Here is a 12,322-nt window from a genome sequence, read left to right as displayed (position 1 = left end):
CCTTCTTTTTTATGCTCAAAATTCTGTCTTAGGCTTTTTCACGAATGACCAAAACACCATCTTCCATGTCAGCTTCTAGGTGTTTAGCATCAAGGTTATCCAAGTGGAAGTCTGTGACTTTGTCACGGATTTGTTGTTCAACCACACGACGGAGTGGACGAACACCCATGACTTCATCGTAGCCTTCCTCAGTCATGTATTCTTTAGCAGCTTCGCTCACTGCCAGGTCAATGTCTTTCTTAGAAAGCGTCTTGTTAACTTCAACCAACATAAGGTCTACAATCTTAGAAAGATCTTCTTTGCTCAAGTGTGAGAATTCGATGACAGCATTGAAACGGTTAAGGAATTCTGGACGGAAGTAAGGTTTCAAACGATCCATCAATTCTGGTTTATCAGCATCTTCTGTCAAGTTAGCTTCGTAACCAAAGCCTGCGTTTGAAGTTGCGATAATCACCGTATTCTTGAAGTTGACAGTGTTACCTTGACCATCTGTCAAACGACCATCGTCCAAAACTTGGAGGAGAAGGGTGATGACTTGAGGGTCAGCCTTTTCAATCTCATCCAAAAGTACGATTGAGTATGGATTGCGACGGACGCGTTCTGTCAAGGTATTGTTGTTGTCATCGTAACCAACATAACCTGCAGTTGTACCAATCAATTTAGATACGGCTGTGCGGTCGCTGTATTCTGACATGTCCAAACGGATGATCGCATCCTTGGTTCCAAACATATCTAGCGCCAATTGTTTAGCCAACTCAGTCTTACCAACACCAGTAGGACCTACAAAGAGGAAGCTACCGATCGGACGGTTACCTTCATCAAAACCAGCACGGTTACGACGGATAGCTTTTGCTACTGCTTCAACGGCCTTATCTTGACCAATAACTTTCGTCTGCAAACGATGACCCATATCTTTCAAACGTTCGATGTCCGTAGCCCCCATTTGAGATACTGGAATACCCGTCATCCGTTCTACAGATTCAGCCACATCGTTGACACTTGCAGTCACTTTCATATCTTCTGTATGGTTTTCGATTTTCTTTTCCAATTCTGCAATGCGTGTTTTATAGTTTAGAGCTGCTTCAAAATCTTCTGCCTCAACTGCTTTTTCTTGCTTGTCTTTTTCTGACTCAATTTCACGTTCAACAGCATGAACATCTGTTACTGGATGCTGAGCTGCCAAGTGAGCCGCCGTAACATCGACAAGGTCGATAGCCTTATCTGGCAAGCTACGTTGTGGAATATATTGAACAGAGTAATCAACGGCAGCTTTTAAGACTTCATCTGGCAAAATAACATTGTGGTGTTGTTGATAAAGATCTCGAATACCTTGAAGAATCTTGAAAGTATCTTCAGCAGATGGAGCATTAACCTTCACTTCGTTGAAACGACGAGCAAGGGCTGCATTTTTCAAGATAGTATTACGGTATTCATCTTGAGTAGTTGCGCCAATCACTGTCAATTCTCCACGTGAAAGAGCTGGTTTCAAGATATCAGCAAGACCTTTAGACCCTTGACCATCACCTGTGCTACCTGCACCAAGAATTTGGTGAATTTCGTCGAAGAAAAGGATAATATTTCCAGCTTCTTTGACTTCGTTTACCAAGTTTTGAATGTTTTCTTCAAAGCTACCACGGTATTGGGTACCAGCTTCAAGTCCAGAAATATCAATAGAAATGATCTCTTTGTTCTTGATTGCTGCAGGAACGTCACCGTTCACGATAGCTTGGGCCAATCCTTCTACTACTGCAGTTTTACCAACACCAGCATCACCGACGAGAACTGGATTATTCTTTGTGCGACGAGAAAGAATTTCAGAAGTTTCTTGGATTTCTTTATTACGTCCAATAACCGGATCTAACTTACCTTCACGTGCTTCTGCAGTTAAGTTACGTCCAAGTTTTGCAAGAATCCCATCTTGTTTCATACCTTTACCTTGAACGTACTGAGCTTGTTCACTTCCTTCGCTTGGAAGTTGACCAGTTTGACGGTAAATAGCGAATTCTTCAGGCGTTACTTCACGGCCGTTAATCAAGTAACGACGGTTTTCTGAACTATATCCACGCATACCACCCATCAATTGGTTAAATAAATCATCCATGTTGTTAAAATTATTAAAGTTGTTGTTCATATTCTTTACCTCTTTTTATTTACTTAGTTATGATTACTGATATTGACTATCTTTGACCTTTATCTTAAAAAATTTAGACTAGCTAGATTGCTACTCTACGTACTATTTCTGGTTTTTCTTTTTCAAGCAGGAGTAGACTATCTTTACTTCTAAAGATTTCTAGATTAAACATAGACCCCACCTCTTTCTATTTTACTTTAAATAAGTGTTCTAGTAAGGCTTTCATTTACCTTACGTTCATAATATACTACATTAGTCAAAAAAGGTCAAGGAATTTGACTTTAATTGACCAATATTTTTTAAAAAGCAAAAACACCCTGAAACATCAGGGTGCCATTCTTACATCAAATACAAAATTGCTAGGGTCAGGAGACTTGCTAGAAGCCCCACTCCCCAAAAGAAGAAGTCAACCTTCCACTCGCTCCAAGGATTTCCTTTACCAGACAATCCTCCAAGTTCAAAATGGTGATGCACAGGCGTCATACGGAAAATACGTTTTCCACCAGTCATTTTGAAATAGCCGACTTGCATCATGACCGAAGTTGTTTCAAAGACATAAATAATTCCGATAATCAAGAGAGTCCATTCTTGGTGGAGAGCCATTGAAATAGCTGCCAGCATTCCACCGAGAGCCAAACTTCCCACATCTCCCATAAAGACCTTAGCAGGCTTATGGTTAAAGACAAAGAAACCAAGCAAACCACCAATCATGGCAAGAATCACTAGAAGGATATCCATCTGACCTTGCACATAGGCAATAACTCCATAGGCAGACAAACTAATCACAACGGAAATGCTAGCTAAACCGTCAATACCGTCTGTCAAGTTTACTGCGTTTGAAAAACCGACTAGCCAGAAAAGAGCGAAGACAATATAGAAAATCCCTAGATGCACTTGGTAGCCAAAGACAGAAAGCATATCGCCACCACGCTCATAGAAAAGGTAGAAAATGACACCACCTAGAAGCTGAAGAGCCAATTTCTGTTTGGGATTAAGGCCCTCATTGATTTTACGGAAGACCTTGAGGAAGTCATCTAAAAATCCGATTAAACCATAGAGAACCAAGATAAATAAAATCATACCAACATTATTGCTGAGTTGATTACTAAATAGGGCGAAAAAGAAAGCAACTAAAACAGAAGCAATTAAGAAAACCAAACCTCCCATTGTAGGAGTCCCAGCTTTTGCCTGGTGCTGTTTGACATCCTCATGCATCTGCTGGCCTGTAATTTGCGCCTTTCTATAAAATTGGATAAAGGCCGGAATTCCTACTAAAGTTAGTAAAAATGTCACAATTCCAGCACTGATAGAAATAAACATATTAGTCTCCTAAAGTTAATTTAATTTTTTTAATGTTTTTGATAGCTGTATTAGTCCGAACATCCTGCTTCTGAACGACGGAACCTGAACCTTCAAATTCCAGCTCGATATCCAACCATTTAGCAAAGCCCTCAGCAGTCTCTTTTTTCCAGCCATACATGTCTGGAATTTCTTCTACCTTATCCGATAAAAGGATAACTTGTTGGTTTGGTGCAAGATTGGTCCCTTCTTCTACAGATGATTCTTTAATCTTTGTTCCAGTACCAACAACGATTGGTTGCACAATATTTCGGCGTAAGGCTTCCGCCAACTCACCAGGTGAAATATCCTTGATGCTAGGCATTGCATAAGAAGATTCTGTCGTAACTTTATCTAAATTCTTGGCTGGAGATTGAAGATTGAGAGATTCTTTCATAGCTGAAGCCCGCTCCAAGATTGGGTTGGCAAATTCTCCCAACTGGATACCTGAATAATGTTCAGGTTGTTGAACCGTTACATACAAGATAAAATCAGGATTTTCAGCAGGGTTCATAGCCACAACTGAGAAAATGTAGTTGGTAGAACCAACCAAGTAGCCTCCATTTTTCTCGTCTGCGATTTGAGCCGTACCAGACTTGAGGGCTACATTTTGACCTGGAACATTGACAGTTGCTTTTCCTGTACTATGATTATACATAGTTCCATATATAGGATCCGTTCCTACCAAGACCATGTGAGCCCGAGTTTGACTAGCCGCATCTTTCGAAACTGGATTTCCAACAATTTCTTTTTGAGATTTACGAACAGTTTGATCATTTGGATCATACAAGGCCGTAATAAATTTAGGCTCCAGCATGACGCCATCATTGGCAATGGCTGTAAAAGCACGTAGCATCTGGGTCTGCGTTACAGAAATCCCCTGACCAAATGCACTCATGGCAATATTGACAATATTATCTGCAGGCAATTGACCTGTATACTCATCAGTCAGACCAAAACGCGTCGGCACCCCAAATTTAAAGCGGTTTAGATAATCTAACCAAGTAGCATCACCCATTTTCTGCTCAAGCAGTGTCATCCCAATATTACTTGAGTGAGCAAACCCTTGAGAAAATGTCATCATACCACCGCCGGTTAAACCTTCATTAACGTCCCAATCTCGAATCGTCGCATCCGCTATTTTTAATTCACTGCTATTGAAGTATTCTCCACCTGGGAAGGTATTGTTATCAATAGATGCTGCTAGCGTCATGACCTTCATGGTTGATCCTGGTTCGTAGTTACTTTGATAAAGAATATCACGCCAAACAAAGTCCTCAGTGATTCCTTCTTTAGTATCTGCATTAAAGGTAGGTCGTTGAGTGGTAGCAAGGATTTCACCGGTCTTTGCACTGACCAAGGTCGCGGTCATATACTTACCTTTTACTTTTTCTAGAAAGGCATCCATCTGAGTTTCCATGAAAGATTGGAGCGGGCTAGACAATGTTGTATAAACATCCTTGCCATCTACAGTTTGTTGCGATACCTGTTCTGTACCGGGTACAATATTTCCTACTCGATCTTTTTCATAGGTAATAATACCGTCTGTCCCAGCAAGAATGGTATTTAAAGAACTCTCCAAACCAGAAGTTCCTAACAAACTCTTACTGCCATCCTCATTTTCATGGAGTTGGGCTAAACCAATAAAACTAGAAGCAAATTGTCCATTTGGATAGCTTCTGTTAGGGCTAGTTGTAAAGTCAATCCCTTCCACACTAGCATCTTTTAACTCTTTTTTAATAGCCATCATATTGGCATAGGTAATCCCATTTCCTTTTGCACCAAAGGAAACCTGGGTCAGATTTGGTTGAGCCAATTGCTCTTTTACATAAGCTTCATCCATATCCAAATACTTATGGAAGATTTCAGCTACCTTATTAAACTGCGAATCTTCTACATAAAGAATTTTTCCAGTTGCTGACTTGTATTTTTTATCAATAACGGCATAGACGTTATAAGAAGTCGCATCCTCAGCAATAGGTACTCCATTTCGGTCATAGATAGTCCCACGTTTGGCAGGAACCGTTCGGGTTGTTTGGTGAACCTTTTTAGCTTCTTTAACCAAGTCAGTACCAAATATATTACCTTTTGCGATAATATAAGCAAAATTGGCCAAAAAGAGGCCGAAAAGGGCAACAGCTACAAAGCTGAGGTACTTACCAACTATCCTACGGTTTTTTGCTGGGGACTTACGATTTTTTATCGCAAATCGGGTTATTTTTTCTGTCCACTTCATATCTTACTCCGCTGTTCGGATATTTTCATTATTCAATTTCAAATCTTTTTTATCTGCAATTTCTTTCAAGCGCTCTGAACGAATCAATTCATTCACTTCCTGCTTAGCATCATCCAGCTCTGTCTTCTTTTCCTCTATCTGCGCATTAATTTTTGTTAAATCACTTTGCACTTGCAAGAGTCGTGTCTGCATAAAGATAATGCTCACTGCCAAAACGAGAGCCGTAAAAGCGATGGAAAGATAAAAAGCCTTCTCCACACGTGAGAATTTTTTTATACGATTCTGCAAGAATTGACTGGTTGTTTCTTTCTTATCTACCATTTTTTCCTCTTACTTGTGAATTTTTCTGGCCACGCGCAACTTGGCTGAATGCGAGCGGTTATTAGCTTCTAATTCTTCTGCACTTGGCAAGATTGGCTTACGGGATACCAATTCCATCTTGGGCTTGAGATTATCTGGAATGAAAGGTAAACCTTTGGGAACTTCCACTGTTGAAGCCTCCTTGAACAATTGCTTGGTCAAGCGGTCTTCTAGCGAATGGAAGGTAATCACTGAAATTCTACCATCTAGAGCCAACATCTCCATAGCCTGCTGGATGGACTCATCTGCCGCTCCCAGTTCATCATTGACTTCAATTCGAATAGCCTGGAAAATCTGCTTGGCAGGATGGCCCTTCTTCTTGAGCTCCTTGGCAGGTTTGGCCGACTTGATAATTTCTGCTAACTCAGTCGTTGTCTCGATTGGCTTGACTTCACGTACTTGTTCAATCTTACGCGCAATCTGTTTAGAGAATTTGTCCTCGCCATACTTGAAGAAAATACGAACCAAGTCATGATAGTCATAGTGGTTCACCACTTCATAGGCTGTCAGACTAGATTCCTGATTCATGCGCATGTCCAGTGGCGCATCCTTTTTATAAGAAAAACCACGCTCACGCTGGTCCAATTGAGGACTAGACACTCCCAAGTCATAACAAATTCCATCAATTTCCTGAACACCAGCTTCGCGCAAACGGGCCTGTAAATGACGGAAGTTATCCTTGATAAAAGTCACCATCCCCTTTTCAATGTAGGGTGCCAAGCGTTTTTGCGCATTATCAATGGCATTCTGGTCCTGGTCAAAGGCATAGAGATGGCCTTTTTCACTTAATTTACTTAATAAATATTCGCTATGGCCCGCTCCACCCAAAGTCGCATCAACGTAGATACCATTAGGTTTTACGTCGAGCATATCAATCGTTTCATGGAGTAAGACCGTTACATGATGAAATTCTTTTGTCATATCTTATCTATTTTACCACAAATCCGACCAGCTTGCACTAGTCAGACAAATCGGTCAAAAACAAGTAAGATTTCTTTAAGAAATATGTCAAATATGCTTGACATTCGCTCCATAGAAGAATATAATATAGTCAAATATATACGACACAAATCAGAAAGGAGAACATATGAATCGTGTGAAAGAATTTCGCAAGGAACTGGGCATTTCCCAGCTCGAACTCGCCAAGGATATCGGTGTCTCGAGACAAACCATCAATATGATTGAAAACGACAAGTACAACCCAACCCTGGAACTTTGTCTCAATCTCGCCCGCAGCCTCCAAACTGACCTCAACAGTCTCTTTTGGGAGGAAGATTTTTAAAAAAGGAGCCAACTCATGAAAAAAGAAACCTTCACTGAAAAACTGATCAAACGCACATACGGCATTTCTGGTCCCCTTGACGAATACAAACGGCGTGAGATCGATCGTATTGGGAACCAAGTCTTTATCGTCCTCTTTTATCTGATGATTTTCGGAAATCTTATTCCACTTCTTCTGGCCTATAAATACCCTCAAGAAGTGGCTCTAATCTATCCTCCTCTGATTTTAGTGATTGCCCTCATCGCTGCTGGCTATGTCACCTACCAAATGAAAAAAACAGGGATTACAGCTATTGATCCAGATATGCTGAGTGAGAAAGAAAGTAAGCAACTACATTACCCAGGTCTGAAAGCAGGTTTGTTCTTTGGTCTATGGATGTTTTTTATAACTCCTCTTCTCAGTATACTCATAGGTGAAAGTCCGGACTATTTTAATTCTCTTCTCACTATAAGAAATGGTGTATCAAGCATTCTCGGTTCTATCTTCTTCGGAGCGAGTATACAGTTCCTCATCTCCCGTCGCATTGCAAAAACTAAGAAAGATCAAGATGAGTATTAGGAGGTCCCCTATGAAATCACTAGTAACTTTACTTACCTATCATCTTTTGTTTGCTTCACTGCTCATCTTCATCATCGTTTCAGGGAACTTGCCAATCTACGATATAGTCCTCCTTCCAGTCTTTGTTCCAGCCCTCAACAAAGGATTGACTTATCTAAAAATCGACTCCCAAAAAACGCGCATACTCAACTTAGCACTAATCTTTATGATTCTATCCTTACCACAACTGACGCTCATTTCAAGCAATTGGAAATATTATATACTGCTAACTATCGCTATCCTTTCTTCTATTACTTATCTTTATTATCTCTATCAATTCGTAAAAGAAACAAAATAGCATCGTTCATTTAGGAGAAATCACCCATGAAAAAAGAAGACTTAACAACTCGCCTACTTCGAAATTTCTTTCATATCCAAGGGCCTTTTGATGAATGCCGTCAAGAGGTTATCTACAAGGCTTGCGCCCGTTCCATGATCCAAATCTTTTACTCTTCCTTCATTCTCTTCCTATTCTATATTTTGTTCGGAAGCTTTATAGAAATTGTTCGAAATGTTATGCCCTACATCTATTTTGGACTCATTTTGTTCATGAGTATAAAAGCTCAAAAAGCCGTCCAAGAGCTTCATCTTGAAAAGGATGACAAATCAGAAATCATCCTCAAAACCTACAGCAAAGCCCAAATCAAATTCCGAAGCTGGATTGTGTTTATCGGTATTCAGATTGGCTTCTTTACCTTACTCATCTTTCATAAAGTCTTCGTTCAGCAGATGTCCCTTTCAGATTTTGTAAAATTGCTCTTGCAATTCGATAAAAGTGGTCCTTTCCTGATGTATGGCCTGATTATCGGTAGCATTTTTGGAACCCTGACCTACGGCTTTCTATCCCTACAGGAGGAGAAAACTCCTAAAAACACCAAACAGAAGGAGAAAAGCAAGCAATGACTTCACTATACGATTTTTCAGTCTTGAACCAAGACCATCAAGAAACTCCACTAGAGACCTATCGTGGTAAGGTTATCTTGGTTGTCAACACTGCTACTGGATGTGGTTTAACGCCCCAGTACCAAGGACTTCAAGAACTCTATGATCGCTATCAAGAACAAGGTTTTGAGATTTTAGACTTCCCTTGCAACCAGTTTATGGGACAAGCACCAGGCAGCGAAGAGGAAATCAACGCCTTCTGTAGCCTACATTATCAAACCAGCTTCCCACGTTTTGCCAAGATTAAGGTCAACGGTAAGGAAGCAGATCCCCTCTATGTGTGGCTAAAAGATCAAAAATCTGGCCCACTAGGAAAACGAATCGAATGGAATTTCGCTAAATTTCTCATCAGTCGAGACGGACAAGTCGTTGAACGCTTCTCTTCAAAAACAGACCCAAAACAAATTGAAGAGACCATACAAAATCTACTATAATTCACAATCTCACTATGATTAGGTCTCCTTCAGCCTAATGAATAGTGAGATTTTTTGATTGGCTTTGACTTAAAAAGAAAAACACCCCATGATATGAAACATGAAGTGTTATAAAAATGATACATTTTACAGCAGATAAGCCTCTACTGACTACTATTTTTAACCCCAGCATATACATAGGTTCTATTTCTAGGACACTCTTTTTCCGTTACTACCCTAAAATAAAAGCGATGCTCCCGCCCATCCTTAGTATTTTCCTTGTTTAAGACAAAGTAGTTCTTCTGATTCATTGCCATGGTTCGTAGGATGTCATCAATCAAGAAAGTCAAGGGTACGTTCATGGCAGAGTATTTTTGAAAATCCTCTTCAAAACAAATATAGTTATCTGAAAAGTAATCCATCTGCAGTTTGTTTTCATACAGCTCTTTTCTAGTCATAAACTCCCTCCTCCCACAGCCGAATTTCTAGGATATCTGCAACCTCTATCAACCTATATCCCTCGTTTGTCCTAATAGATAGAGTTTGAGGTGATAATTCGCTCACTTCACCTATGATCGTGGTTTTCTGCTTCTTTTCCTTGACCACAAAACTTCCCTTCAGTTGGCCAACATAAAGCTGAGAAAGCAAGTGTAACTTCTCAACTGGGGTCAAATCCGTCGAAAAATCAACACGATTTTTTTCTTCACTAAGCGAACTGGTGTGTTCTGAAAGATAAAAGCCCATCCACTTCTGCATCCCTGGATCTTGATAATCTCGCGCGGATTGAAAGGGTAAATAAGAACGATCAATCATTGTAATCCATCTAATCCTCCAGCAGAATGTCCCCCAATCAGCTTGCTTCTGGCAAGACTCCTAGAGGCTTCTTCCAGTGCATTTGCTCTTAAAAGGGAAGTGAAACCAAATTGTTCCCGAATAGAGTCAATGGCCGTCTGGAGCCTTTCTTCTTTTTCTAACTTGTCAATATCATCAAAAAGGGAAATCAAACCAAAGGACTCGTCTACAAAGCCTGAATAGTTGACTCCAACACTTCTGACTGCTCCTGAAGTGTATTTGTTATGAAATAACTTCAAAACATAATCCGTTAAGACAGCTGTATTATTGGTCGGTTCGATCTTTATTTGTGTGTGAATAGACGACCTAACTTCCTGTTTAGAGAAACCGACATAGATAGAGACAAGGGTTGTTTTCTTACCAGACCTTCTCAATCTAATAGCCACCTGCTCCGCCATTTCTCGGATAATAATTTCAATATCCCGTAGCTTCACGTAGTCTCTCGGCAAGATTTGAGAATTCCCCAGGCCCTTGGATTTGGCTTTATAAGGCTTATGAACATTGCTCTCATCAATTCCGTTAGCATGAAACCACAAACGAAGACCAGCCTGACCCAGAGCTTTCTTTAGCTGGTCTGGATTGCTGGTTGCCAATTCCTTGATAGAAAAAATCCCCAGAGCATGCAAGCGTTTCTCCATCCGCCTGCCAATCCCCCAAAAATCCGTCATCTTAGGGATTGTCCAGACCTTCTCTTCCACATCCTGGTAAGACCAGTTGGCCCTCATGGTCGGAGTGTGCTTGGCTTCATTATCCAGAGCCAACTTGGCCATTAAAGGATTGGCATTTGACATGCCCACTGTAGAGTAGATCCCTGTCTGCCTCCAAATATCCCTCTGAATACGAGCAGAAAGCATATCCAGCTTGTCTTTGCGAGAGAGACTCTTGTTTGAAATGAAATAATTAAGTGAACTAGTCAGGTCAATAAAGCCCTCATCGATAGAGTAGGGATAAATATCATCTGGACTGCCATAATTCTGAAAGATTCGCTGGATTTCCATATTGACTGCGATGTACTCGTCCATCCTGGGTGGCACAATCAAGGTCACTTGAGCCCAATCTTCGATGTAGCGAACATAGTCTGAATCAGTAGGCAACCCCTGCTTTCTAGCATTATAGTAGGAAAATTTGCGAGTCTTGATATCAAAGGGCAGATCATAGGCCCGACCAACATTTGACTTGCCGAAAATCTTCTTAAACAGGGGAGAGGAGGCTAGAATAAGACCAGTTGAATTATCCGCGCGACTCATGACACAAAGCGAGGTTTTCAGCGGATGTAAGCCCCTTTTCACACACTCAACACTGGCATAAAAGGATTTCATATCGACAAAGGCAATGTCACTTTTGGGCTCTCTAGAATAATCAAAGTAGCCCATTGGCTAGCCCTCCATCGGCACAAAGTTCCCAACAATAATCCCCACAATCCGAGGATCTTCTTCATAGGAGATGAAAATATCCTTGTATTTAGGATTGATAGAGACCAGACGCAGGCCAGCTTCCTCCCTATAGACCCGTTTGATATAGGTCTGGTTGTTACAAACCACTGCATAGACCGCCCCGTCATAGTCAAATCCTGTCTCTCGAATCAGTGCTACTGAACCATTTTGATATTTAGGTTCCATGGAGTCTCCAGATACCCAGGATGCAAAATCATGGGCCAACTCCTCATTAAAGTAAACCGTATCAAAATTCTGATCATCGTAGACTGAAGCTCCAATCCCCGCTGACATGCGTTCGTAGACACGGTACTCGTAGAGACGCTCTGGCATGATTGTCACTTTCTGAGCCAGTTCCTCTTGAGCCAGGTCGCGAGCATAGAGAACAACCTTCTCCTTCCCTTGCTTGGAGAGGCTATCGTAGAGACGGACAATCTCGATCTGAGTAAAATATCCTTTTGGCACTTTTAAAATATTCTCTAGCTGGAACACCTTCTCCTTGGACGGTTCCTTGACTCCACGTTCCCAAGCTGAGTAAGCCTGAAAGCTAATCCCAAGTTGCTCTGCAATTTCCTTCTGTGTCAGTTTCAACTCTTTCCTCCGAGCCTTTAATTTTTCTGGCTGATACATACTTCACCTCCTATTATGATGCTTTAATGGACATTATCTCCCTTAGAAAGACTAATCGATGCTTGAATCCATATTTTCAAAACTCAACCAATATGGTTTATTTTTATT

The 12,322-nt window shown here is 40.8% G+C and carries 14 protein-coding genes; 5 read left to right on the top strand and 9 right to left on the bottom strand.

The features are described from left to right. Window positions 1-28 precede the first annotated feature (28 nt). The 5 genes from ACERDH_RS08700 to rsmH form a co-directional block, all read right to left on the bottom strand. Complete coding sequence (locus tag ACERDH_RS08700) at window positions 29-2,131, bottom strand: ATP-dependent Clp protease ATP-binding subunit (protein ID WP_386686326.1); 2,103 nt, start codon at window positions 2,129-2,131, stop codon at window positions 29-31. A 339-nt stretch (window positions 2,132-2,470) separates the two neighbouring features. Next, window positions 2,471-3,451: a phospho-N-acetylmuramoyl-pentapeptide-transferase gene (gene mraY, locus ACERDH_RS08695; protein ID WP_000470817.1), complete on the bottom strand. Its 981-nt coding sequence runs from the start codon at window positions 3,449-3,451 to the stop codon at window positions 2,471-2,473. 1 nt (window position 3,452) lies between these two features. Beyond that, a complete protein-coding gene (gene pbp2x / locus ACERDH_RS08690; RefSeq protein ID WP_386686323.1) occupies window positions 3,453-5,705 on the bottom strand; it encodes a penicillin-binding protein PBP2X in 2,253 nt (750 codons plus the stop codon). A 3-nt stretch (window positions 5,706-5,708) separates the two neighbouring features. Continuing rightward, complete coding sequence (gene ftsL / locus ACERDH_RS08685; protein WP_000227824.1) at window positions 5,709-6,026, bottom strand: cell division protein FtsL; 318 nt, start codon at window positions 6,024-6,026, stop codon at window positions 5,709-5,711. 9 nt (window positions 6,027-6,035) lie between these two features. Further along, complete coding sequence (gene rsmH, locus ACERDH_RS08680) at window positions 6,036-6,986, bottom strand: 16S rRNA (cytosine(1402)-N(4))-methyltransferase RsmH (protein ID WP_386686318.1); 951 nt, start codon at window positions 6,984-6,986, stop codon at window positions 6,036-6,038. Between the two features lie 166 nt (window positions 6,987-7,152). Between rsmH and ACERDH_RS08675 the strand changes: the two genes are divergently transcribed. From ACERDH_RS08675 to ACERDH_RS08655, 5 genes are read left to right on the top strand one after another with little or no spacing between them, the layout of a single operon-like run. Beyond that, a complete protein-coding gene (locus tag ACERDH_RS08675; RefSeq protein WP_001082472.1) occupies window positions 7,153-7,347 on the top strand; it encodes a helix-turn-helix transcriptional regulator in 195 nt (64 codons plus the stop codon). 15 nt (window positions 7,348-7,362) lie between these two features. Then, the gene (locus ACERDH_RS08670; protein WP_049546736.1) at window positions 7,363-7,905 is read left to right on the top strand and encodes a DUF3278 domain-containing protein; all 543 of its coding nucleotides are present in this window, start codon (window positions 7,363-7,365) and stop codon (window positions 7,903-7,905) included. A gap of 10 nt (window positions 7,906-7,915) precedes the next feature. After that, window positions 7,916-8,242, top strand: a complete 327-nt coding sequence (locus tag ACERDH_RS08665) for a hypothetical protein (protein ID WP_049492910.1) — start codon at window positions 7,916-7,918, stop codon at window positions 8,240-8,242. Between the two features lie 26 nt (window positions 8,243-8,268). After that, complete coding sequence (locus tag ACERDH_RS08660; RefSeq protein ID WP_084927874.1) at window positions 8,269-8,847, top strand: DUF3278 domain-containing protein; 579 nt, start codon at window positions 8,269-8,271, stop codon at window positions 8,845-8,847. Then, a complete protein-coding gene (locus ACERDH_RS08655; RefSeq protein WP_084927875.1) occupies window positions 8,844-9,320 on the top strand; it encodes a glutathione peroxidase in 477 nt (158 codons plus the stop codon). Before ACERDH_RS08660 ends, ACERDH_RS08655 begins: the two co-directional genes overlap by 4 nt. 143 nt (window positions 9,321-9,463) lie before the next feature. Here the strand turns inward: ACERDH_RS08655 and ACERDH_RS08650 are convergent, their stop codons facing one another. Genes ACERDH_RS08650 through ACERDH_RS08635 form a run of 4 tightly spaced genes read right to left on the bottom strand, consistent with a single transcriptional unit; the run spans window position 9,464 to window position 12,214 of the window. Continuing rightward, on the bottom strand, window positions 9,464-9,757 hold the full coding sequence (locus ACERDH_RS08650; protein ID WP_084927876.1) for a DUF5960 family protein: 294 nt from the start codon (window positions 9,755-9,757) through the stop codon (window positions 9,464-9,466). After that, a complete protein-coding gene (locus ACERDH_RS08645) occupies window positions 9,750-10,112 on the bottom strand; it encodes a hypothetical protein (protein WP_084927877.1) in 363 nt (120 codons plus the stop codon). Before ACERDH_RS08645 ends, ACERDH_RS08650 begins: the two co-directional genes overlap by 8 nt. After that, the gene (locus tag ACERDH_RS08640; protein WP_084927878.1) at window positions 10,109-11,524 is read right to left on the bottom strand and encodes a Y-family DNA polymerase; all 1,416 of its coding nucleotides are present in this window, start codon (window positions 11,522-11,524) and stop codon (window positions 10,109-10,111) included. Before ACERDH_RS08640 ends, ACERDH_RS08645 begins: the two co-directional genes overlap by 4 nt. 3 nt (window positions 11,525-11,527) lie before the next feature. After that, the gene (locus tag ACERDH_RS08635) at window positions 11,528-12,214 is read right to left on the bottom strand and encodes an XRE family transcriptional regulator (RefSeq protein ID WP_203212651.1); all 687 of its coding nucleotides are present in this window, start codon (window positions 12,212-12,214) and stop codon (window positions 11,528-11,530) included. Window positions 12,215-12,322: the final 108 nt, after the last annotated feature.

Source organism: Streptococcus bovismuti (assembly GCF_042436615.2).
In the GTDB taxonomy this organism is placed as follows: Bacteria; Bacillota; Bacilli; order Lactobacillales; family Streptococcaceae; genus Streptococcus.
This window is presented reverse-complemented; position numbering and strand designations above follow the sequence as displayed.